Source organism: Thioalkalivibrio sp. ALMg11 (genome assembly GCF_000377905.1).
Lineage (GTDB): Bacteria > Pseudomonadota > Gammaproteobacteria > Ectothiorhodospirales > Ectothiorhodospiraceae > Thioalkalivibrio.
The window spans coordinates 1-22450 of record NZ_KB898875.1 but is presented as its reverse complement, the minus strand read 5'-3'; the positions used below and the strand labels follow the sequence as shown (position 1 = coordinate 22450).

General features: G+C 68.7%; 20 protein-coding genes and 1 pseudogene. 6 read left to right on the top strand and 15 right to left on the bottom strand.

Going from position 1 to position 22450, the window contains the following annotated elements:
- Window positions 1-26 precede the first annotated feature (26 nt).
- The gene (locus D578_RS0109680) at window positions 27-467 is read right to left on the bottom strand and encodes a type II toxin-antitoxin system RatA family toxin (protein WP_018949764.1); all 441 of its coding nucleotides are present in this window, start codon (window positions 465-467) and stop codon (window positions 27-29) included.
- A complete protein-coding gene (locus tag D578_RS0109675; RefSeq protein ID WP_018949763.1) occupies window positions 467-1825 on the bottom strand; it encodes a sodium-dependent transporter in 1359 nt (452 codons plus the stop codon). Before D578_RS0109675 ends, D578_RS0109680 begins: the two co-directional genes overlap by 1 nt.
- Before the next feature lie 196 nt (window positions 1826-2021).
- On the opposite strand from D578_RS0109675, the gene smpB reads away from it, so the two are divergent.
- The gene (gene smpB / locus D578_RS0109670) at window positions 2022-2501 is read left to right on the top strand and encodes an SsrA-binding protein SmpB (protein WP_026289287.1); all 480 of its coding nucleotides are present in this window, start codon (window positions 2022-2024) and stop codon (window positions 2499-2501) included.
- A 366-nt stretch (window positions 2502-2867) separates the two neighbouring features.
- Here smpB and D578_RS16310 read toward each other — a convergent pair.
- The 4 genes and pseudogenes from D578_RS16310 to D578_RS0109655 all read right to left on the bottom strand — a co-directional run bounded on the left by D578_RS16310 (window position 2868) and on the right by D578_RS0109655 (window position 5490).
- Window positions 2868-3150, bottom strand: a pseudogene (locus D578_RS16310) (hypothetical protein).
- A gap of 399 nt (window positions 3151-3549) precedes the next feature.
- Window positions 3550-4263, bottom strand: coding sequence for a DNA polymerase III subunit epsilon (gene dnaQ / locus D578_RS0109665; RefSeq protein ID WP_018949761.1), 714 nt, complete (start codon window positions 4261-4263; stop codon window positions 3550-3552).
- A gap of 11 nt (window positions 4264-4274) precedes the next feature.
- The gene (rnhA, locus tag D578_RS0109660; protein ID WP_018949760.1) at window positions 4275-4736 is read right to left on the bottom strand and encodes a ribonuclease HI; all 462 of its coding nucleotides are present in this window, start codon (window positions 4734-4736) and stop codon (window positions 4275-4277) included.
- A complete protein-coding gene (locus D578_RS0109655) occupies window positions 4729-5490 on the bottom strand; it encodes a hypothetical protein (protein ID WP_018949759.1) in 762 nt (253 codons plus the stop codon). Before D578_RS0109655 ends, rnhA begins: the two co-directional genes overlap by 8 nt.
- Between D578_RS0109655 and D578_RS0109650 the strand changes: the two genes are divergently transcribed.
- Window positions 5489-7069 (top strand): LysM peptidoglycan-binding domain-containing protein, encoded by a 1581-nt coding sequence (locus tag D578_RS0109650; protein ID WP_018949758.1) that lies wholly within the window; start codon window positions 5489-5491, stop codon window positions 7067-7069. The genes D578_RS0109655 and D578_RS0109650 overlap by 2 nt on opposite strands.
- Window positions 7070-7155: 86 nt before the next feature.
- On the opposite strand, the gene hflX is transcribed toward D578_RS0109650, so the two are convergent.
- The 7 genes from hflX to D578_RS0109615 all read right to left on the bottom strand — a co-directional run bounded on the left by hflX (window position 7156) and on the right by D578_RS0109615 (window position 15345).
- Complete coding sequence (hflX, locus tag D578_RS0109645) at window positions 7156-8496, bottom strand: ribosome rescue GTPase HflX (RefSeq protein ID WP_026289286.1); 1341 nt, start codon at window positions 8494-8496, stop codon at window positions 7156-7158.
- Between the two features lie 24 nt (window positions 8497-8520).
- Complete coding sequence (gene hfq, locus D578_RS0109640; RefSeq protein ID WP_018949756.1) at window positions 8521-8781, bottom strand: RNA chaperone Hfq; 261 nt, start codon at window positions 8779-8781, stop codon at window positions 8521-8523.
- 128 nt (window positions 8782-8909) lie between these two features.
- On the bottom strand, window positions 8910-9878 hold the full coding sequence (gene miaA / locus D578_RS0109635; RefSeq protein ID WP_018949755.1) for a tRNA (adenosine(37)-N6)-dimethylallyltransferase MiaA: 969 nt from the start codon (window positions 9876-9878) through the stop codon (window positions 8910-8912).
- Window positions 9878-11761 carry a DNA mismatch repair endonuclease MutL gene (gene mutL / locus D578_RS0109630; protein ID WP_018949754.1) on the bottom strand — a complete coding sequence of 628 codons (1884 nt, stop codon included), beginning with the start codon at window positions 11759-11761 and terminating at the stop codon, window positions 9878-9880. The genes miaA and mutL overlap by 1 nt, the downstream gene beginning before the upstream one ends.
- Before the next feature lie 121 nt (window positions 11762-11882).
- Complete coding sequence (locus D578_RS0109625) at window positions 11883-13187, bottom strand: N-acetylmuramoyl-L-alanine amidase (RefSeq protein WP_051076338.1); 1305 nt, start codon at window positions 13185-13187, stop codon at window positions 11883-11885.
- 191 nt (window positions 13188-13378) lie between these two features.
- Window positions 13379-13864, bottom strand: coding sequence for a tRNA (adenosine(37)-N6)-threonylcarbamoyltransferase complex ATPase subunit type 1 TsaE (gene tsaE, locus D578_RS0109620; protein WP_018949752.1), 486 nt, complete (start codon window positions 13862-13864; stop codon window positions 13379-13381).
- Entirely contained in the window at window positions 13861-15345 is a 1485-nt protein-coding gene (locus D578_RS0109615; RefSeq protein WP_018949751.1) for a bifunctional ADP-dependent NAD(P)H-hydrate dehydratase/NAD(P)H-hydrate epimerase, read from the bottom strand. Before D578_RS0109615 ends, tsaE begins: the two co-directional genes overlap by 4 nt.
- An 18-nt stretch (window positions 15346-15363) precedes the next feature.
- Here D578_RS0109615 and queG point away from each other — a divergent pair, with 18 nt between their 5' ends.
- From queG to D578_RS0109600, 3 genes are all read left to right on the top strand, one after another.
- Window positions 15364-16533, top strand: a complete 1170-nt coding sequence (gene queG / locus D578_RS0109610; protein WP_018949750.1) for a tRNA epoxyqueuosine(34) reductase QueG — start codon at window positions 15364-15366, stop codon at window positions 16531-16533.
- A gap of 143 nt (window positions 16534-16676) precedes the next feature.
- Complete coding sequence (locus D578_RS0109605) at window positions 16677-19121, top strand: EAL domain-containing protein (RefSeq protein WP_018949749.1); 2445 nt, start codon at window positions 16677-16679, stop codon at window positions 19119-19121.
- A 110-nt stretch (window positions 19122-19231) separates the two neighbouring features.
- Entirely contained in the window at window positions 19232-20023 is a 792-nt protein-coding gene (locus D578_RS0109600) for a ferredoxin--NADP reductase (RefSeq protein WP_018168056.1), read from the top strand.
- Window positions 20024-20042: 19 nt separating this feature from the next.
- Here the strand turns inward: D578_RS0109600 and D578_RS0109595 are convergent, their stop codons facing one another.
- Both D578_RS0109595 and D578_RS14920 read right to left on the bottom strand, forming a co-directional pair.
- Window positions 20043-20648 carry a DNA-J related domain-containing protein gene (locus D578_RS0109595; protein ID WP_018949748.1) on the bottom strand — a complete coding sequence of 202 codons (606 nt, stop codon included), beginning with the start codon at window positions 20646-20648 and terminating at the stop codon, window positions 20043-20045.
- On the bottom strand, window positions 20645-21052 hold the full coding sequence (locus D578_RS14920) for a YchJ family protein (protein WP_042798426.1): 408 nt from the start codon (window positions 21050-21052) through the stop codon (window positions 20645-20647). Before D578_RS14920 ends, D578_RS0109595 begins: the two co-directional genes overlap by 4 nt.
- Window positions 21053-21182: 130 nt before the next feature.
- On the opposite strand from D578_RS14920, the gene D578_RS0109585 reads away from it, so the two are divergent.
- Window positions 21183-22028 (top strand): SDR family oxidoreductase, encoded by an 846-nt coding sequence (locus D578_RS0109585; protein ID WP_018949746.1) that lies wholly within the window; start codon window positions 21183-21185, stop codon window positions 22026-22028.
- Window positions 22029-22450 lie beyond the last annotated feature (422 nt).

The following is a 22450-nucleotide window of genomic DNA, read 5'->3' as shown; positions in this document are numbered from 1 at the left end:
CGCCCTCTGCGGCCGGCGCCACGTGGCTATCCGCCACCGTGGACCTCGCGCGCGCGCTGGACAAAGGCATCCACCAGCGAATTGGCGATCTGAGTGAACACCGGGCCGATGGCGAAGGCCATGATTCGGTTGGCGAACTCGAACTCCAGCTCCAGGGCGATGCGGGTCTTGCCGCCTTCGACCTGGGTAAAGCTCCAGGTCCCGTGCAGGCGTCGGAACGGCCCGGAGACCAGACGCATGTCGATGCTCTCGGGCCGCTTGAGCGTATTGCGGGTGGTAAACGACTTGTGCAGCGCCCCCTTGGCCAGCTCGATCGTGCCCTCCACCTCATGCTCCCCACGCGGGCGCGCGGAAGCGCTGCGGCAGCCGGGCAGGAACTGCGGATAGGCGTCGACGTCATTCACCAGATTGAACATCTGTTCACGGCTGTAGGGCACGTCCGCGTAGCGGCGAATCTTCGAGGCCATCAGATCAACTCCACGGCGCGCAGGAACACAAACAGGATCGCGACCGGCGCGACGAAACGCACCAGAAAGTACCAGACCTGGTACAGCACCGGGTGCTTCATGCGCAGCTCGGACTGCACCGACCGCTCGGTCATGCGCCAGCCCACGAAGATCGCGATCAGGAACCCACCCAGCGGCAGCAGGATGTTGGCCGTCACGTAATCCAGCAGATCCAGCAATCCCATGTCGAACAGGGTGTAGTCCGACCAGACGTTCAGCGAGAGCAGCGCACCGATGCCGAGGACCCAGGCGCCGATGGCGATCATCGAGGTCGCCATCACCCGGCTGAGCCCCAGGTTCTCGACCAGGAAGGCAACCGCCGGCTCGATGATGGAGATCGCCGAGGTCCAGGCCGCGAACACCAGCAGCACGAAGAACATGGTGCCGAAGTACAACCCGCCCGGCATGTCGGCAAAGGCCAGCGGCAGGGTCACGAAGATCAGCCCCGGCCCCTGCTCCGCCGACAGCCCGGCCGCGAGCACGATGGGGAAAATCGCCAGCCCGGCCATGATCGCGACCAGGGTGTCCGCCCCGACCACCGCCGCAGAGGTGCGCGCAATGGACGCATCGCTCTGCAGGTAGCTGCCATAGATCATGATCGCGCCCATGCCGAGGCTGAGCGTGAAGAAGGCCTGCCCCATCGCCAGCAGCACCGCGTTAGCGGACAGCGCGGAAAAGTCCGGATACAGCAGGAACTGCAGTCCGGCGAGGAACTGCCCCTCCACCATCGCATAGCCGACCATCACCACCAGCATCACGAACAGCAAAGGCATCAGGATGGTGACCGCCTTCTCCAGGCCGGACTGCACCCCTCGCGCGACCACCATCGCGGTCATCACCATAAAGATCGTGTGCCAGGCCAGCAGGGCCTCCGGGTCCGCCAGCATGTTGCCGAACATCGACTCCGAGCCATCTGCATCCAGCCCGAGAAAACCGCCGGTCCCCGACTTGAAGACGTACGACAGCGACCAGCCGGCGACCACGCTGTAAAACGACAGGATCAGGAAACCGGCCAGCACCCCGATCCAGCCGATCATGCCCCACGCGCGCGTCAGGCCCTCCTCGCGCGCCAGGGCCGACATGGTATTGATCGGGCTCTGCCGCCCGCGCCGGCCCAGCAGGATCTCCGCCATCATCACCGGCAGGCCGATCAGCAGGATGCAACCGAGATAAACCAGCACAAAGGCGCCACCCCCGTTCTCACCGGCGATATAGGGGAAACGCCAGATGTTGCCCAGGCCAACAGCCGAACCGGTGGCCGCGAGGATGAAGGCCAGGCGGGTCGTCCATTGCCCGTGGATCGAGGTCGTGGCTGGCATCAGTGGCTCCTTGTTGAACGGAGACGGGGGCGCTCGCGCGGCCGCCGCCCCCGGGATCGGCCAGGGCCGGTCGCGCAAGCGCATCGCCGGGTCCGCCGGAATTGTGGGGCAGCGGGTCGCCCGGCTCAACTTTCACCCCGCGCGCCCGGACATTCGAACTGCTTCGGCCGCCCACCTGCAGTACACTGCGCGGGTTATGGGAAAGAACAAGAAACAAGCCAAGGAACCGTCCAGCACCATCGCCCTCAACCGCAAGGCGCGCCACGAATTCTTCATCGAGGACCGCCTGGAGGCAGGGATGGAGCTCGAGGGCTGGGAGGTCAAGTCGATGCGCGCCGGGCGGGCCCAGCTGAGCGAGGCCTACGTGCTGCTGCGCAACGGCGAGGCCTTCCTGTTCGGGGCCCACATCACCCCGCTGCCTACCGCCTCCACCCATATCAATCCGGATCCCAGCCGCACGCGCAAGCTGCTGCTGCATCGCGCGGAGATCAATCGCCTGGTCGGCGCGGTGGAACGCAAGGGCTACACCCTGGTGCCCATGGCTCTGTACTGGAAGCGCGGGCGCGCCAAGCTCGAGGTCGGCCTGGCCAAGGGCAAGAAGGAATACGACAAGCGCGCCGACAAGAAGGACAAGGACTGGGAGCGCGAACGGGCGCGGATCCTGAAGCACGGCTAACGCCGCCCCACCCCGCCCACCATCCCCATTCCGGCTCGCGCCGGCCACGCCCGCTTCGTCATTCGCTGATTACGGTGGCCCCTCATCTGGCCACCTGCCAACCAGGCTGGCCCTGGTTCGTCCTCCGGTGTTTACGGTGCCCTCGGTCCGCCGCCTGCGAGGTTGCGGCTGGCCCCGGTTCGACATCCGGTGTTTACGGTGCCCTCGGTCCGCCGCCTGCCAGGCGCTGACTCGCCAGCGCGCCCCGAGGTCCTTTCTTGCTTGCCCAAGAAAGGACCCAAAGAAGGACACTCGGATTTCGCCCGGGAACCTCGCTCCGGACGCGCTGGGCCGGCGGCGCTGCACTCGCTGCGCCTGCGGCTCCGCTCAGACATCCAGCACCTTCTCCCGGCCCATCACGCCCTCCGCGAGGGGCTCCATACGGGAGGAGAAGGTCAAAACAGACGCTATCCCGACATTCCTGCCAGCCCGTGCCCCGTAGGGTGCGGTTGAGCGTAGCGAAACGCACCATCCCCACGCCGTGCGAGACCCTGATGCGATTCGCTTCGCTCATCACATCCTACGCCCCCCCCGGCGCCCGCTTCGCGGGCGCGGCACGCCATGGCCGCAGCCCGAGCGTGCCCAAGATGTCCGAAGACCTAGCCTTCATCCATGAGCACAGTGGTCGGGACGGCCGTTGTTTGGACCTTTCCCCGTTGTCGTCGCGCCGAGTGGAGAGGGTTTTCGCGGGACGATTCTAAATGGACACGGGGCGCTGGATGTCTGAGCAGAGCCGCAGGCGCAGCGAGTTCAGCGCCGCCCGCGAAAAGCCTCGGAGCGAGGGAAACCCCGGCCCGCGCAGCGGGCCGGGGTCGCGGCAGTCGGGCGTGTTTCTTGGGTACTTCTTTGCACGAGCAAAGAAGCCAGTTGTTGATCAAAAACGGGCGCGGCGCGCTGGCGAGTCAGCGCCTGGCAGGCGGCCGGACAAAGGCACGTAAACACCAGATAATGAACGAGGACGAGCCCGCGGCGAAGTCCGGGCGAGCCGCTAGAGCCGCTGGTGCGGGCCTCAGGCGTTCGCGCGCCAGCGGCAGGGGCCATCTGCCGCATCATCGAGTATCTGCATCAGCGTCTCGTGGGCCGCCTGCTCCTCCGGTGTCGGCTCGATCACCGGCAACGGCTTGCCGGAGCGCCGGGCCTGCACGGGCCCACCCGCCGCGGCGTCGCCGTCGCCTCCGGAATCCAGGGTGAGCGCCACCTGCCCGCCGGTCATCGCCAGATAGACATCCGCGAGCAGCTCGGCATCCAGCAGCGCCCCGTGCAGGGTGCGCCCGGAGCCATCCACCTCGTAGCGCTTGCACAGGGCATCCAGGGAATTGCGCGCCCCCGGGTGCATGCGCCGCGCCATCACCAGCGTATCGAGCACGCTGCTGACCTCGGTCACCTCGCGCGCCGGGGCCACATCGCCCAGCAAGCCCAGTTCGTGATTGATGAAACCAACATCGAAGGGCGCGTTGTGGATGATCAGCTCGGCCCCGCGGATGAAGTCCACGAATTCGCCGACGACATCGGCAAACCGTGGCTTGTCGGCCAGGAACTCATTGGTGATCCCGTGCACCGCGATCGCGCCGGCGTCGATCTCGCGATCCGGCTGCAGGTATTCGTGCAGCCTGCGCCCGGTGGGGCGACGGTTGTCCAGTTCCAGGCAGCCGATCTCGATGATGCGGTGCCCGCCGGAGGGCTCCAGGCCCGTGGTCTCGGTATCCAGCACGATCTGGCGCATCGCGGTTTCCTTCAGTTCTCGATCGGTTCACCGGCCAGCAGGGCATCAATGCCCGCATTGGCCAGTTCGTCGGCGCGCTCGTTCTCCGGGTGACCGCTGTGCCCGCGCACCCAAAACCACTCGATATCGTGGCGCTGGGCCTGCGCATCCAGTTCCTCCCAGAGATCGCGGTTTTTCACCGGCGCGCCGCTGGCGGACTTCCAGTTGCGCCGCTTCCAGGCGGGCATCCACTCGGTCACGCCCTGCTTCACGTACTTGGAATCCGTGACCAGCTCCACCTTGCAGGAGCGCTTCAGGGTCTCCAGCGCGCGGATGGCCGCGGTCATCTCCATGCGGTTATTGGTCGTCTCGGCCTCGGCCCCGTAGAGCTCGCGCTCGCGCCCGTCGAAGCGCAGGATCGCGCCCCAGCCGCCGGGCCCGGGGTTCCCGCGGCAGGCCCCGTCGGTATAGATGTACACGCGTTCGTCAGCCATGCGTTCGGCGGACTCCAGAATGAGAGGAGCGCGAGGATACCAGCCCCGGACGCATCGCGGGGTTGGGCATGGCGAAGCGGAAACGCGGCTCCGGACGCAGGGGCATGTTCACCCGCTTGTGGGCCACGGTCAGGATCATGCTCGCCAGCGGCGGCAGGCCGCGCAGGGTCCACGCATCCATGGTGGCCAGGCGTTTCTGCCAGGCGGCGGGCAGCCCCGGTGGGAGCAGGCTCAGGCTCCACTGGTCCAGCACCTCGAGATCCGCCGCCTCCAGGAGTTCCCGGTACTGGCGCCGCCGCAGGCCCTCGGGCAGCGGCGAGGCCCGCACCCCATTGAGCCCGGCGCGCTGCAGGCGGTTGCCTTCCAGCAGAAACACCCGCCCCTCGGGCTCCAGCACCCGCGCCGCCTCGGCCACCACCGCCGCCGGTTGCGCGCTCTGGGCGCAGGGATGGGCGAGCACGATGCGCCCGGCACAGGCGGACTCCAGCGGCCAGGCCTCGGGGTCCATGCGCAGCGCCGCGCGCGCCGAGGCGATCCGGATCAGCGGCGCCTGCAGGGCATCGCTGTCCTCCAGGATCGGCACCGGCGCCAGCTCCACCGCCAGCTCCCCGGGGCCCGGATCGCCATAACACCGAATGCGTTCCAGAAAGCGCTCGCGGACCCTCCGCCCCTGCGGCTGGGCATACCAGTGCGCCAACCAAGTCAGGAACGGGTCTTGGTGATCCCCCATCTCTGGTTTATCCTCCAGCGCCATGAAACCACGCCTCCGCACACGACTGACCACCGCCCTGGTTTTCGGCCTGACGGCGATCTTCGCCTCTGCCTGTAGCCTACACGACTCCGAGCGCACGCTGGATACCTCGGCGGCGGATCGGCCGATCGTGGAACCGCGCACGACCGAGGACGTGCAGGCCGCGATGGAACGCCAGCAGCGCGACGCCGCGCAACGCGCCGCCGAGACCGACGACCTGTGGGAGCGCGCGCGCCTGGGCTTCGGCTTCAACGACGCGTTGGACCACGAGCGCGTCGGTCGCTATATCGAGCACTACCGCGACCATCCACGGATCATCGAGTACAGCACCCGGCGCGCCGAGCCGTTCGCCTACTTCATCCTGTCCGAGATCGAGGCGCGCGACATGCCCGCCGAGCTCCTGCTGCTGCCGATCGTGGAGAGCGGCTTCGTCGCCCAGGCGACCTCGCGCAGCCGTGCGGCCGGGATCTGGCAGTTCATGCCGGCTACCGGGGACTATTTCGATCTGTCGCGCGATCACTGGTACGACGGCCGCCGCGACGTCTACAAATCCACCCTGGCCGCACTGGACTACCTCCAGGCGCTGCATCGGCGCTTCGACGACTGGTACCTGGCGCTGGCCGCCTACAACTACGGTCAGGGCAACATCCAGCGCGCGATCGACCGCAATGCGGCGCGCGGCGAGCCCACCGACTACTGGAGCCTGGACCTGCCGTCCGAGCCGACCGCATACATCCCGCGACTGCTGGCCCTGCGCCATTTGTTCCTGGACCCCGACGCCCACGACATCGCCATCACGCCCATCGCCAACGAGCCGGCGCTGGAGATGATCGAACCTGGCCAGCAGGCCGACCTCTCGCTGATCGCGGAACTCGCCGATCTGGATACCGAGACCCTCAAGCAGCTCAACCCGGGCTACCACCGCCACGCCACCCACCCCGGCGGCGCCCAGCACCTGTTCGTCCCGCGCGAGGCGCTGCCCACTCTCGAGGCGGCACTGGAGACGCGCAACGATGAACCGCTGCTCCGGTTCCGCGAATACACCGTGCGCTCGGGCGACAACCTCGGCCAGATTGCCCAGCACGCCGGCACCCGCGTCGCAGTGCTGCGCGACATGAACAACCTCGACGACGACATGATCCGCGCCGGTCAGACCCTGCGCCTGCCGGCCTCCGCCCCGAGCGAAGAGGCTCCGCTGCAGGTGGCCGGCGACAACAGCCAGTTGGCGGAGGACTACCAGGTGCAGCCCGGCGACAGCCTGTGGCACATCAGCCAGCGCACCGGCATGTCGATCGGCGCCCTGCGCGCCTCCAATGATCTGGAGCCGGACGCGATCCTCCACCCGGGCGACACCCTGAAGGTGGTGCACGCCGATCCCGACCGCGGGCCCGACGGCCAGCGCGTCGAGTACGAGGTCCGCCCCGGCGACTCGCTGTCGACCATCGCGCGCCGCCACCAGGTCAGCATTGACGACCTGCGCCGCTGGAACGGCCTCAACGGCGACGGGATCCGTGCCGGCGAGACCCTGACCCTGTACCTGGCCAGCGCCGACGGAGAGGCGATCGCCCAGAGCGACGCCTGAACCGCGACGACGTGTATGCCTACGAAAAAGGCCCCGGTTGACCGGGGCCTTTTTCGTAGGCAAGCGAGCCGGAGCCGCGGCGGGCTTCAATGGTCGGCGGAGGCCGCCCCCGGTGCTTCCGGTTGCAGGCGGACGGTCTCGGGGTCCAACCCGGCCGCGCGGAAGAGCTGCTCGAAACGCCGCTTCGGCACATGCAGGCGAAGCTGGATCGCCCCGTCCGGCGTGGTCTGCTCGGCCTCCACGGCCTTCTCCTCGTAGAGTTGGGCGCGCAGGCGCCCGGCCGAGGCCGGGAGCTCGACCCAGCCCTGGGTCATGGACTCGGTGAAGGTCTCGGCCAGGCGCTGTTCCAGGCGCTCCACGCCCTCGCCGGTATGCGCCGACAGCCAGAAGGCGTCGTCCGCGATGCCGAAACGGTCGTCCGGGTCCTCGGCCGGGTTCTCCAGCTGGTCGATCTTGTTGTACACCCGCCAGCAGGGGACGTCCTCGGCACCGATCTCCTCGAGCACCTCCTCGACCTGACGGATGCGTGCGTCGCGTTCCGGGTCGGCGGCGTCGATCACGTGCAGCAGCAGCGCCGCCTCGCGGGTCTCGGTCAGGGTCGCCTTGAACGCGGCGACCAGCTCGTGCGGCAGATCGCGCACGAAGCCGACGGTGTCGGCCAGGATCAGCGACTGGTGCGGGGCCAGGTCCAGGCGGCGCAGGGTCGGGTCCAGGGTCGCGAACAGCTGATCCGCCTGGTAGACGTCGGAATCCGTGAGGCGATTGAACAGGGTCGACTTGCCGGCGTTGGTGTAGCCCACCAGCGAGACCGTGGGGATCTCGTTGCGCAGGCGGGCCTGGCGGCCCTGTTCGCGGGTGCGTTCGACCTTCTCCAGCCGGCGCTCGATGTGCTTGATGCGCCCGGCCAGCAGGCGGCGGTCGGTCTCCAGCTGGGTTTCCCCCGGACCGCGCAGGCCGATCCCGCCCTTTTGCCGCTCCAGGTGGGTCCAGCCGCGCACCAGGCGCGTGGACATGTGGCGCAACTGCGCCAGCTCCACCTGCAGCTTGCCCTCGTGGGAACGGGCGCGCTGGGCGAAGATGTCCAGGATCAAGCCGGACCGATCCAGTACCCGGGCCTTCAGGTGGGCCTCGAGGTTGCGTTCCTGACTGGGCGAAAGGGCGTGGTTGAAGATCACCACGTCGGCCCCGGAAGCCTCGACCGCATCACGGATCTCGTCGGCCTTGCCGGCCCCGACGAACAGTTTCGGGTGCGGCCGGTCGCGCGAGCCGCGCACCACCGCCATGATCTCGGCCCCGGCGGAGCGCACGAGTTCGTCGAATTCCTGTACCTGGGCCTCGATGTCAGGGTTGTCCCCGACATTCAGCGCAACCAGGACCGCACCATTGCCGACGCGCTCGTCGCCGGCACTCTCCGGACGCTCAAACAAACTGGCGGAGACCTCCACTCATGTTCAGGACTCGGCCTCGGCGGAGGCAGGAGCCGCTGCCTCGCCCTCGAGATTCATGTTCACCTGGCGGGCCGGGACGATCGTGGAGATGGCGTGCTTGTAGACCATCTGCGAGACCGTACCGCGCAACAGCACCACGAACTGGTCGAAGGATTCGATCTGCCCCTGCAGCTTGATCCCGTTCACCAGATAGATAGAGACCGGGATTCGGTCCCGGCGCAGCGCATTCAGGAAGGGTTCCTGCAACATTTGCCCTTTGGCCATCGGTGTGTTCCTTCATCGTTATTATTGGTTCTCGACCCGCGCCCACGGCTCGTGGTCGGCCCGTCGGACGGTCAGTTTGAAGCGTAGCATACCGGCTTCGCGGCGCCGTTCCACGCGTACACCGGGCGTTATTCGGGCGTCGCCGCTGCGGGGGCCGCCATCCGCGCAGCCTGGATCGCCTGCAGGGCCTGCGACAGATCCGCGCCCTCGGCGTTCAACCGGGCATGCAGGGGGAATCGCCGCAGCCCGGTGAGCTGGCGCTTGGCGAGCTGGCGGGTCGCGGCGATGGCCCGCTCGCGAAAGGTCGCAAGGTCGCATTCGCCGGCCAGCCATTGCCAGCCCTGGCGATACCCCACCGCCCGCTGCGAAGGATGCTCTGCCGTCAGGCCGGGGCGCCGGCTCAGGGTCATCAGTTCATCAACGAAACCCGCCTCCAGCATTGTGTCGAAGCGGGCGGCAATGCGGGTGCGCAGGCGTTCACGATCCGCCGGCCACAGGGCCAGCGACACCCAGCCGGCCGGGACCGTCGCGGCCGCGCCACTCTGGAAGCCCGACAATGGCTGGCCGCTGGCCGCGTACACCTCCAGGGCCCGCAGGATGCGCTGCGGGTCGTTCGGGTGGATGCGCGCGGCGGCCTCCGGATCCACGCTGGCCAGCTCGGCATGCAGGGCCACGGCCCCCTCGTGTTCCAGACGGGCACGCACGGACTCGCGGACCGCATCCGGTACCGGCGGGATCGGGTCGAAGCCGTCCAGCAGGGCGCGCAGGTAAAGCAGCGTCCCACCCGCCAGCAGGGCGACCCGGCCGCGCGCGTGGATGGCGGCGATCGCGGCGTGGGCATCGCGGGCAAAGTCGGAGGCGTTGTAGGTGTCTTCCGGGTCGCGGATATCCAGCAGGTGATGCGGGGCGCGGGCACGCTCGGCGGCGTCCGGCTTGGCGGTGCCAATATCCATGCCGCGATAGACCAGCGCGGAATCGACGCTGACGATCTCCGCGTCCAGCGCCTCGGCCAGCGCCAGCGACAACGCGGTCTTGCCGGTCGCGGTGGGACCGGCCAGCAGGATGACCGGCGGTCGGTCCCCATCCAGTCCGGCCATCAGCGCCCTCGCAGGAACAACCGGTCCAGCGCCGAGTGGTCCAGCTCCACCCAGGTCGGGCGACCGTGGTTGCACTGGCCGGAACGCTCGGTGGCCTCCATGTCGCGCAGCAACTGGTTCATCTCGGGCAGGGTCAGGCGCCGCCCCGAACGCACGGAACCGTGGCAGGCGATCGTTCCCAGTACCGCGTTCGTCGCCCCCTCGGCACGATGGCTGTAACCCTCGGCCGCGAGGTCCGCCAGCACATCGCGCACCAGCTGTGCGGTGTCCTGCCCGCGCAGCAACGCGGGCGCCGCACGCAGGGTCAGGGTCTCGGGGCCGGCACGGTCGAGCTCGAAGCCAAGCTCCCCAAGCAGGTCCGCGCGTTCCTCGGCCAATTCGGCCTCGGCCGGGGTGACGTCCAGGGTCTCCGGCACCAGCAGCGGCTGCGAGGTCACCCGCGCCCCCTCCCACTCGCGCTTGAGGCGTTCGTAGGTGATGCGCTCGTGGGCGGCGTGCATGTCCACCACGATCAGGCCGCGGGGGCTCTCGGCCAGGATGAAGGTCTCGGCCACCTGCCCCAGGGCAAACCCGAGCGGCGGCATGCTGTCCGCATCCGCGGCCGCCGCGGAGGCGCCCGCCGCAGCGGCAACTGCCTGGTGGTCATAGGCAGCGGGCCGGGCCTCGGCCACCGCGGCCGCCCCGCGGAACTCGGCCCAAGCCGCACCGAATGCCGGATCGCGCCCGACCGCCTCCAGTCGCGGTTCGCGGGGTGGCGTGTACCCGCCCCCCGCACCCGGTACACCCAGTCCGGACAGCGGCCGATCCGTGTGCGCCGGCAGGGGCATGGAGCGACCGGCGGGGGCCGGCGCACCCATTTCGGGCACCGCCGCGGCATGCCCGGCATCCCCCGGACGCAGCGCGGCCAGGGCCTTGTGCAGACTGTGAAAGATGAAGTCATGGACCATGCGCGACTCGCGAAAGCGCACCTCCTGCTTGGTCGGATGCGCGTTCACGTCCACCTGGGTCGGATCCAGTTCCAGGTCCAGCACGAACATCGGGTGCCGCCCGTGGTAAAGCACGTCCTGATAGGCCTTGCGCACGGCCGCGGCCAGCACGCGGTCGCGGATCGCACGGCCGTTGACGAAGAAGAACTGCTGATCGGGCTGGGCCCGCGACTGGGTTGGCGAGCCCAGCCAGCCGGACAGCGCCAGCCCGGCGCGCTGTTCGTCCACCGGGGTCGCATGCTCGAGAAAGGCATCGCCCAGAAGCGCCCGTACGCGCTCGCCGGGGTCGGCGGCCGCCGGCAGGTCCAGGGTCACGCGATCGTTGTGCCGCAGGCTGAAGGCGACCTCGGGACAGGCGGCCGCCTGGGTACGGATCACGTTCTCGCAGTGGTTGTATTCGGTGCGTTCGGTACGCACGAACTTGCGCCGCGCGGGGACGTTGAAGAACAGGTCGCGGACCTCGACGGTCGTGCCCACCGGGTGCGACGCCGGGGCGGCCTCGCGAAAGACATCGGAGCCATCCCCGGTCAGGCGCCAGCCGTTGCGCTCGTCCGCCACCATGGAGGTCAGCGACAACCGCGAGACGGAGGCGATCGAGGGCAGGGCCTCACCGCGGAAGCCCAGGGTATGCAGGGCCTCGAGGTCGTCCATGCAGGCAATCTTGCTGGTGGCGTGGCGCGACAGGGCCAGCGGCATCTCGTCGCGATAGATCCCGCTGCCGTTGTCGCTGATCTGGATCAGGCGCACCCCGCCCTGCTCCAGGCGCACATCCACCCGCGTCGCCCCGGCATCCAGGGCGTTCTCCAGCAGTTCCTTGACCACCGAGGCCGGGCGCTCGATGACCTCGCCGGCGGCGATCTGGTTGATCAGTTGTTCGGAGAGCTTTGCGATCGCCACGCGCGACACCTGGGAGGGACGGGAACCGGGTGCCTAGCCTAACCGGGGCAGCGCCGGAGTGCCTAGCCACCGATTGAACGGCGCGCGCAAGACGTGATGGGCTGCCCGGGAGGTACTGGGCTCAGGAGTCGCGCGGGATGCGCAGGACCTGACCGGCGTAGATGCGGTCGTCGCGGACGTTGTTGGCCGAGCGCAGGTCCGCCAGCGACAGGCTGTAGCGATCCGCGATCCCGGAGAGGGTCTCGCCCGGGCGGATGATGTGCTGGTCCGGCTGGCCGTCGGCGATCAGCGTGCCCGGACGGGCATGGGTGGAAAAATACGACCGCAGCCCGGTCAGCAGGGCGTCCGCCAGCGAGTTCTGGAAGCTGGCGCTGCGCAGCTTGCGCTCCTCGGAGGGATTGGAGATGAAGGCCGCCTCGACCAGGACCGACGGCACGTCCGGCGAGCGCAGGACCGCAAAGTTGGCACGCTCCACCTCCGGCTTGCGCACCTTGCCCACCCGGTGGAGCTCCGCGATCATCCGCTCGGCCAGGGTGTTGCTGGCCTCCAGGCTGCCGCTCTGGGCCAGGTCCAGCAGCACGTTGGTCAGGGAGTCGTCCTTGCCGTTGATCGGCACCCCGCCCAGGCTCAGATCCGCCTGGTTCTCGCGCTGGGCGAGGAAGCGCGCCGCCTCGCTGGAGGCCCCGCGTTCGGACAGCATGTACACCGACGAGCCCTGGACACTGCGATTGGCGATCGCGTCGGCGTGGATAGACACGAAGATATCGGCATCCGCCTTGCGCGCCCGCTCGATGCGCTCGCGCAGTGGCAGGAAGTAGTCTCCGCTGCGGGTCATCACGGCCTTCATGCCGTGCTCGCTGTTCACGCGTTCGGCCAGACGCTTTGATATCTGCAGGACCACGTCCTTCTCGCGGGTGCCGGCGGGACCGATCGCGCCCGGGTCGTGCCCGCCATGACCGGCATCGATGGCGACCACAACATCGCGCAGGTTCTCCTGCGAACGCCCACGGCGGGAGCCGTTGTTCTCGGCCGAGCGCGGCGCAGCGGGCGCCTCACCGCTGGCAAGATCCAGAACCAGGCGATGCGGCGCGCCCTGCGCCGGCATCAGCATGAAGCTGCTGGGCTCCACCGGCTTGCGCAGGTCGAACACCACACGCAGATCGGAGCCATTGCGCGCGGCATGGCGCACGGCCTTGATCGCCGAACGCGGGTTGTCACTGATGGCCAGGTCTTCCACGGCCCGGGCGTTCTCCAGATCCACCACGAGACGATCGGGAGACTGCAGGTGGAACAGGGAGTATTCCGCCTCGCCGTCCATGTCGAAGACCAGACGGGTGGTTTCGCCATCCACGGACATGCGCACGCGCCGCACGTCCGTGCGGGCCAAGGCCGGCAAAGGTAACCCGACCAGCCCGAGGGCAGTCATGGCGCGCAGCAGCTGGCGGCGGCGCAGATCCGGCGATGTTGGTTGGCCCACGGCGTTTCCCTTTGTAATCAGGGGTTCTGACTACATTGTGGACGCTTTTTCTGGAAAAGCAATAGCGGTTTTCTTTCTTTATGAGCGAGATATCGCACCTTTTGAGCGTGGCGGGCCAACTCCGGGACGTCGCCGGCGCGTCACCCTGTCACGATCCCCTGGTCCCGAAGGACCCGGTGGTAGACCGCCGCCAGCGGGCCCTCCAGCCGGAGTTCCCGGCCTTCGGCAGCATCCTCGAGATGCGCCAGGCGCACCACCAGATCCGGCGCCGGCAGCCAGCCGGCACCGCGCTCCGGCCACTCCACCAGCCACAGGGCGTCGCCCCCGAAGGCCTCGCGCACCCCCAGATACTCCAGTTCCTCGGGATCGCCCAGGCGGTAAAGGTCGAAGTGCAGGACCTCGCGCCCCGCCAGCGCATACGGCTCCACCAGGGTGTAGGTCGGGCTGCGCACCGCACCTTCATACCCGAGTCGGCGCAGCAGGCCGCGGACCCAGGTGGTCTTGCCCACCCCGAGATCGCCCTCCAGGAACACGATATGCGGGGCATCGAGCGCCGCCAGCGCGGCCCCGGCCGCCTCGGTCGCCTCCAAATGCGGCAGCACCAGCGGGGTCGACGCCGCCGTCATGCCCCACCCCCGGCCGCGGCCGGCAGGGCTTCGGCCAGATCCCCGGCCAGCATCCCGCGCGACCCGCCGAGGCGATCGCGCGCGATGCAGGCTGCGGCGCAATGCCAGGCGGCCCCGATCTCCGCGGCACTGCGCGCATCCGCGCCCTGCCCGCGCAGCGCCGCGATGATGCCGGTCAGCACGTCCCCGCTGCCGGCGGTGGCCATACCCGGGTGGCCGCCGGTCACACAGGCCAGCGGCTCCGCACCCGCGCTGGCGACCAGCGTGCCCGCCCCCTTCAGCAACACCACCCCGCCCAGGCGCTCGGCCAGCGCCCGCACGTGCCCGGGGCGATCGGCCTCGATGGCCGCCGCATCCTGCCCCTGCAGGCGTGCGGCCTCGCCCGGGTGCGGGGTCAGCACCCAGTCCTCGCCCCGGCGCGGGGCCTCGGCCAGCAGGTTCAGGGCATCGGCATCCACCACCCGCGGAAGCTCGGCATCCGCCACGGCCAGCCACAGGCCCCGGCCCCAGGCGTCCTGCCCGAGCCCAGGCCCCACCGCGACGACATCGACCCGGCGCATCAGGGCCTGCAGCTCGGTGGCGTCCGCCACGCCACGCACCATCAGCTCGGGTCGTTCCAGGTTGGCCCAGGCCGCGTGCTCGGGGTGCGTGGCCAGGGTCACGCGGCCGGCCCCGGCGCGCAGGGCGGCCGTTGCCGCCAACCGCGCGGCCCCCGAGTACCCGGGCGCGCCACCCACGATCAGCACATGCCCGCAGTCGCCCTTGTGGGCCCCCGGGCGCCGCACCGGCAGGCGCTGACGCCAGTCCGCTGGCCCGACACGGCGCGCGACCGGCGCGATGCCATCGGCTACCGAGGCGGGCAGATCGAGCGAGGCCACCTCCACCCGGCCGACCCGGTCGACCGCGGCCCCAGTATGCAGCCCCAGCTTGTCGGCAATCATGGTCAGGGTGTGGGCGGCCCGAACCGCTTCTCCCAGGATCCGGCCGCGATCGATGTCCACACCCGAGGGCACATCGGCCGCCAGCACCGGACAACCACTCGCGTTCAGCTGCTCGATCACCGCGCCATAGGCATCGGTGAGCGGCCGCTCCAGCCCGATCCCGAACAGGCAATCCACCCACAGGTCCGCGGCCGCCGGGTCGAAGGTCTCCAGCGAATGCACCTCGCCGCCGCCCTCCTGCCAGCGCCGATGGGCCTGGCGACCATCGGACTCGGGGCGCGCCCGGGAGGGACCGCCATGGACCCGGACCTCCAGCCCGGCCGCGGCGGCCAGCCGCGCAAGCACGTAGCCATCCCCGCCGTTGTTGCCGGGCCCGCACAGGATGCCGATGCGGCGGGCCTGCGGCCAGTCGCGGCGCACCACCGCCAGCAGGGCCTGCCCGGCACGCTCCATCAGCTCGCCCGGAGCCATCCCCGGCAGGGCCAGGCCGGCGGCATCCAGGGCGCGCATGCCCGCGTTATCGAACAGTGCGCTGGTCAATGCTTGTGGGTCGGGTTCATGATTCACGCCATCACCTCCGTCGCGGAAGCCGAAATCGTGCCTCAGCGCCTCGATCCACGCCAATCCACCGAGCTTGCCGAACGCATCCGCGACTGGGGACGCGAGCTCGGCTTTCAGGCCGTGCGCATCGCCCCCGCCGAGGTGCCCGAGGCGGATCGTCGGCATCTGGACGACTGGCTGGCCCAGGGCTCGCACGGCGAAATGGGCTGGATGGCCGACCGCGCACCCCTGCGCCACGCCCCGGATGCCCTGGTGCCCGGCGTACAGCGCATCATCAGCGTGCGCATGGACTACTTCCCGCCGGCCACCCGCCGCCCGGCGATCCAGCTGGCCGAACGTGGTCACGCCTATGTCTCGCGCTATGCCCTGGGCCGCGACTACCACAAGCTGCTGCGCAAGCGCCTGACCACCCTCGCGCGGCGGATCGAGGCGGAGGTCGGGCCGTTCGGTTATCGCGCCTTCACCGATAGCGCGCCCATCCTGGAAAAGGCCCTGGCCGCCCGCGCCGGACTGGGCTGGATTGGCAAGAACACCAACCTGCTGGCGCGCGAAAGCGGCTCCTGGTTCTTTCTCGGGGAGCTGTTTACCGACCTGCCATTGCCACTGGACGAACCCGTGGACGAGCACTGCGGCCAGTGCACCGCCTGTCTCGATGTCTGTCCGACCCGGGCCTTCCGCGGGCCATACGACCTGGACGCCCGGCGCTGCATCTCGTATCTGACCATCGAACTGAAGGGTGCGATCCCCGAGGACCTGCGACCGCTGATCGGTAACCGCATCTACGGCTGTGACGACTGCCAGCTGGTCTGCCCCTGGAACCGCTTTGCCGAGGTCACGGCGGAACCCGACTTCATCGCCCGCCACGGCCTGGATAGCGCCAGCCTGGTCGAGTTGTTCGCCTGGGACGAGGGCACGTTCCTCGCCCATACCGAGGGCATGGCCATCCGCCGGATCGGGCATACCCAGTGGCTGCGCAACCTCGCTGTGGCCCTCGGCAACGGTCCGGCCACACCCGATGCGGAGGCGGCCCTGGCCGCCCGCGCCGAGCACCCCTCCGAGCTGGTGCGCGAGCACGTCGCCTGGGCGCGCGAACAACTGCGCAACCCCCCGCGCGCCGCTCCCCTGCCCCCGGAGACCCTGTCCCGGCTCACCCAGGCGCCCGGGTAAGCCGGGCAAACAGAAACCGCCCCGCGCAGACGCAAATCAGCGCCTCCCAAGGTTGCCAGTGCCGGCGCGACCGGCGACACTCCGGAGCCGAATCGCACCCCGATGCCGGGCCCGGCCCGCCACCAAAGGTTCAGCCCGCCGCTATGCCCGATCACCCGGACACCACGCGCTACCAGCGGATCTTCGAACAGGCGCCCGAGGCCCATCTGGTCCTCTGCCGCAAGGGCGGGATCGTGGCGGCCAACCAGGCGGCCTGCGAGCTGCTGGGCTATACCTGCGCCGAACTGACCGGCGGCGTGCACATCACCGAGCTGGACCTGCAGGCCACCCAGGACGACGTGGACCAGGCGCACTCCAAACCCGAACAGCACCTCCCCGCGCACTTCGAGAGCCGCTACCGGCGCCGTGACGGCAGCGAATTCCCGGCCGAGGTACACATCAACGCGATCCGCACGGACGGCGAGATCGAAGTCTTCACGACGGTGCGCGACATCACCCGCGAGCGCCAGTCGGAGCAAGCCCTCAGGAACGTGGAGACGCAATTGGGCGCAACCGTGCGCCATGCCCCGCTGATCCTGTTCGCGCTGGACGCCAACGGCCGGTTCACTCTTTCCGAGGGGGCCGGGCTGCAGGCCCTGGGCCTGAGCCCCGGCGAGGTGGTCGGGCGCAATTTTCGGGACGTCTACGCGGACCAACCCGGCACACTGGAGGCTGCTGAACGCGCCCTCGCGGGCGATGCCTTCCAGTTCGAGGACACCATCAACGGTACGCATCTCAGCGTCTCGTGGATCCCCATGAAAGACCCGGTAAAGGGCCCGGAAGGGGTACTCGGCGTGGCCTGGGACATCACCTCGCTGCGGGCCGCCGAAGCCGCCACTGGGGCCGAGCGCGACCGCCTGCTGACCACGCTGCAGTCGATCAGCGACGGCGTCCTCACCGCAGACACCCACGGGCGTCTGACCTACCTGAACCCTGCCGCCCAGGTGCTCCTCGGGCTGGACGCCACGAGCGCCCAGGGCCGGTTGGTGGACGAACTCCTGGACCTGGAAGACACCCGGACGGGGACCAGCGTGCTCCGCCCGGTGGAACAATGCCTGAACCTGGGCGGTACCGTGGAATCGCCCGAACGCATACTCCATCGCGCCGACGGCGGAACCCGCGTGGTGCGCATGCTGGCCTCGCCCCTGCAACGTCCGAACCGCGAGGCCCAGGGTGTGGTGATCGTAATGCACGATCACACCGAGCTGTGGCAGATGACCCAGCAGCTCAACCATCAGGCGACCCATGACGACCTCACCGGCCTGTGCAACCGCCGCGAATTCGAGCGGCGGCTGGACCAGGCCCTGCACACCCTGGAGGAGGGCGAGACGCCGCATGCGGTGTTCTACATGGACCTCGACCAGTTCAAGATCATCAACGACACCTGCGGTCACCAGGCCGGCGACGAACTCCTGCGCGAACTCTCCGAACGCCTGCGGCACCTGATCCGCGAGAACGACACGCTGGCCCGGCTGGGTGGCGACGAATTCGGCGTGCTGCTGTGCCACTGCCCGCCCGAACGCGCCGAGGCAATCGCCCGGAAGATGCTGGAGACCGTGCAATCCCTGCGCTTCGCATGGGAGGGCCGGCGCTTCGATGTCGGCGTCAGCATCGGCCTGGTGCCGGTCAGCGGCCCGGAACAGACCCTTCCCGAGATCCTCAGCCAGGCGGACTCCGCCTGCTACGCCGCCAAGGAAAACGGCCGCAACCAGGTCTACGCCTGGCAACCCAGCGACCAGGCCCTGCGCCGCCGACGCGGGGAGATGGAATGGGTCGGCCGCATCCGCTCGGCGCTGGAGGAAGGGCGCTTCGCGCTGTTCGGCCAGGCCGTCCACCCGCTGGGCCCGGTCGATCCGGACCTTGCCCATGTCGAGGTATTGATGCGCCTGCGCGACGAGGATGGTCGGCTGATCCCGCCGGGCAGCTTCATCCCGGCCGCGGAGCGCTACCACCTGATGCCGGATATCGACCGCCATATCATCGACAACGCCTTCGCCATGCTCGCCCGGCATCGTGCGCCGCGCGAGAACCCATCCCACTGCGACCCCACCCTGGCGATCAACCTCTCGGGCCAGTCTCTGGCCCAGGAGAGCATGCTGGAGTTCGTCCTCGAGCGCCTCCAGCACTACGCCATCCCGCCGCGCTGCATCATCTTCGAGATCACCGAGACCGCGGCCATCAGCCACCACGAACGCGCCCAGAGTCTGATCCGCACCCTGCGCTACATGGGCTGTCGTTTCTCCCTGGACGACTTCGGCAGCGGCCTGTCATCGTTCGGGTACCTGAAGAATCTGCCGGTGGACTTCATCAAGATCGACGGCAGTTTCGTGCGCGATATCGCCCACAACGCGGTGGACTCGGCCATGGTCACCGCCATCCATCGCGTGGGTCATGTCCTCGGCCTGCGCACCATCGCCGAGTGTGTGGAATCAGCGGCGACCATGGACCGCCTGCGCGAGATCGGCCTGGACTTCGTGCAGGGCTTCTACCTGTCGGAACCGGCCCCGCTGGAGCAACACCTCACGCTCATCGACAGCAACATCCGCTGACCATCGGTATGCATTTCCGAGTGTTTTCCTTGGTTTTTGCCGGCGCTTTCGCGCCCGGCACGGGGACTTGCTAGCGTATGACCAAACAATAATCGGAAAACCACGCACTTATGCCTTATTCGGAACAACGCATCACCTCCACGCGCCGCTGGTCGGACAAGACCTTCAGCTTCACCACCACGCGCCCGGAGGGTCTGGAATTCAAGAACGGGCAGTTCGTGACCCTGGGTCTCCGCCCCGAGGGCAAACTGATCCCGCGTGCCTATTCGATCGTCTCCGAACCCGAGGCCGAGGAACTGGAATTCCTGAGCATCCACGTACCGGACGGTGCCCTGACCAGCCGCCTGGCCGAGGCTGGACCGGGTGATTCGATCTGGATCAACACCAAGGTCACCGGCTCACTGACCTTCGACTACGTGCAGCCGGGTCGCACCCTGTACATGCTGGCCACCGGCACCGGACTGGCCCCGTTCATCTCGCTGATCCGCAGCCCGGAACTGTTCGAGCACTTCGACAACGCGGTGCTGGTGCACAGCGTGCGTACCGTCGAGGAGCTGGCCTATCGCCAGGAGATCGAGTCGCGCATCAGCGACCGCCTTCGCTACGTGCCGACCGTAACCCGCGAGAACCATGATTTCGCCTGCCCGATCGCGCAGCAACCCTACGACAACAACCAGCGCGGCGCTGACATGTTCCGCTCCGGCGAGCTGAGCCGGATCCTCGATCTGCCACCCGCGGACCCGGAACACGACCGCGTAATGCTGTGCGGCAACCCGGCGATGAACCGCGAGATGAGCGAATGGCTGACCGAACACGGTTGGACCCAGACCAACTACAAGGGCGTGGGCACCTTCACCGTGGAGCAGGCCTTCGTGACCACGATGTCCGATTCGGACGACTAAGCCCTGCCCTGGACAGCCCTTAGCCCCGGACCAGCAGGACCCAACGGGCCGCGTTGATCCGCTGCAGCTTGGCCGTGTCACCACCCCGGTCGGGGTGGTGACACTGGGCCATCCGGCGGTACTGCCGGCGGATCGTGTCGGCATCCACCGGGTCCGCCAGCTCCAGCACCTCTAGCGCCTGCTCACGTTGCTGGTCACGTCCCAGACGCGACCAGAACTCGCCCAGAAGCACCTCCACCGCCGCTGCATCCATGGTTTCCAGCTGCGCCAGGTCGAGGTAATAGGCGCGCAGTGGATCGTGCATCGCCGGAAGCCCCTCGACCGCGCCACCGTCCCGCACCGGCTCGATCCCGATATCCAGGCAGTGAATGCGCAGCCTTTCGCCCCGCTCCGCCAGGCGGTCGCGCAACCGGTAAAGGCAGTGGAACAACAGGAAGTGCGTCTGGAACAGGCTCAGCGACTCCTGCAGCCGCGCCCCGGCAAACGGCTCCACGCCCGCGTCGCGCAACTGCGTGATCAGGGCGTGCTCGGTCAGCCCGTCCGGCTGCGTGCGCAGGCACTCCAGCACTCGCTCCAGCAACGCCGGATGGACCGGCGATGCGGCCGCCTCCGGAACGGCCGTCATGCCCCCGGAAATTCCCCGTCGACATACACCCAGCGCCCGTCCTCGCGGCGAAAACGGCTGCGCTCGTGCAGGCGTACGCCCTGACCGCGCACCCGCGAACGTGCAATGAACTCGACCCAGCCTTCCTCGTCGTCCGGCCCACCCGCCTCGGTCGCCCGTACCGCGAGCCCCAGCCAGCGCTGCTCGGGGTCCAGCTCCACGGATGCCGGACGCGTCGCGGCCGCCCAGGTCGCCAGCAGATAGTCCGCGTGCCCTTCCACAAACGCCGTGTAGCGCGACCGCATCAGCGCTTCCGCCGTGGGCGCCGACGCTGTGCCCTCCAGATACGGCCCACAGCAGGCGGCCCGGTCCTGCCCGGACCCGCAGGCACACGTATCGACCTTCTTTTGGCTGGCCTTGCCCAAGCCCCATCTCCCGTTCATCTCCACTCCAATCAGCATGCCCGAGCCGCCGGCCGCGGTCGAACCCTCACTTTGGGGCTGGTCTTTCGCCATTGAAATCGGTAGCGTGCGAAGCACGATCCCGGAGGGAACAATGGCCAACATTCTGATCATGGGCTGCGGCGATCTCGGCTGTGCCGTTGGCGAGCATCTCGCCAACGCCGGACACTCCGTCTGGGGCCTGCGCCGCCAGCCGGAGCACATCCCAGAGCCGATCCAGCCCCTGTCCGGAGACTTCGGCGTCGCGGACGGCCTGCCGGAGCTGCCGCCGGCGCTCGACACCGTTTATTTCATTGCTACCCCGGGCGAGTTCACCGAGTCCGCCTATCGGCGCGCCTATGTCGACGGCCTGCGCAACACCCTGACCGCCCTGGAACGGACCAACCAGCAGCCGCGCCGCGTTGTATTCATCTCCAGCACCTCGGTCTACGGCGCCGACGACGGGCGCTGGGTGGACGAGACCAGCCCCACCGAACCCACCCGCTTCTCCGGGCGCTGCCTGCGCGAGGCCGAGCAGCTGCTGGCCGACAGCCCGTTTCCGGGCGTGGTCCTGCGCTTGGGCGGCATCTACGGGCCCGGGCGCGAGTACCACCTGCGCAAGGTCTGCGAGGGCATCCGCGGCCAGCACGAAGCGCCGGTCTGGACCAACCGCATTCACCGCGATGACTGCGTAGGCCTGCTGACCCACTTGTTCCATCTGGATGACCCCGACCCGATTTATCTGGGCGTGGATGACGAGCCCGCCCTGCGCCACGAGCTGCTCGCCTGGCTGGCACAGGCGATGGAGATCGATCCGCCCGGCACACCGCCAATGCCCGAGGGCGGAGTCTCCGGCAAGCGCTGCTGCAACAAGCGCCTGCATGCCAGTGGCTATCGCCTCCAGTATCCCGACTACCGCACCGGCTACCGCGCCCTGCTCGACCAGATCACCACCACCTGAGCCGCCTCCTCGCCACGCAATGGCTCGGACGTATTCATCCTCTCGTGTTTATGTTGCCTTTGGTCCACCGCCAGCCCCACGGTGGCTGGCCAGGGTTCGTCATCAGGTGTTTACGGTGGCTTCGTCCGGCCGCCTGCCAGGCGCTCTCTCGCGAGCGCACCGCGAGGTACTTTCTTGCTTGCCCAAGAAAGTACCCAAAGAAGGGCCCCCGGATTCCGCCCGGGAACCTTGCTCCAGGGCCCTCGGGCCGGCGGCGCTGACCTCGCTGCGCCTTCGGCTCCGCTCAGACATCCAGCGCCTTCTCCCGGCCCGAGCACCCTTCCGCAAGGGGCTCCATACGGGAGGCGACGGTCAAAACAAACGGTATCCCGTAGGGTGCGGTTGAGCGCAGCGAAACGCACCATCTCCCACGCCGTGCGAAA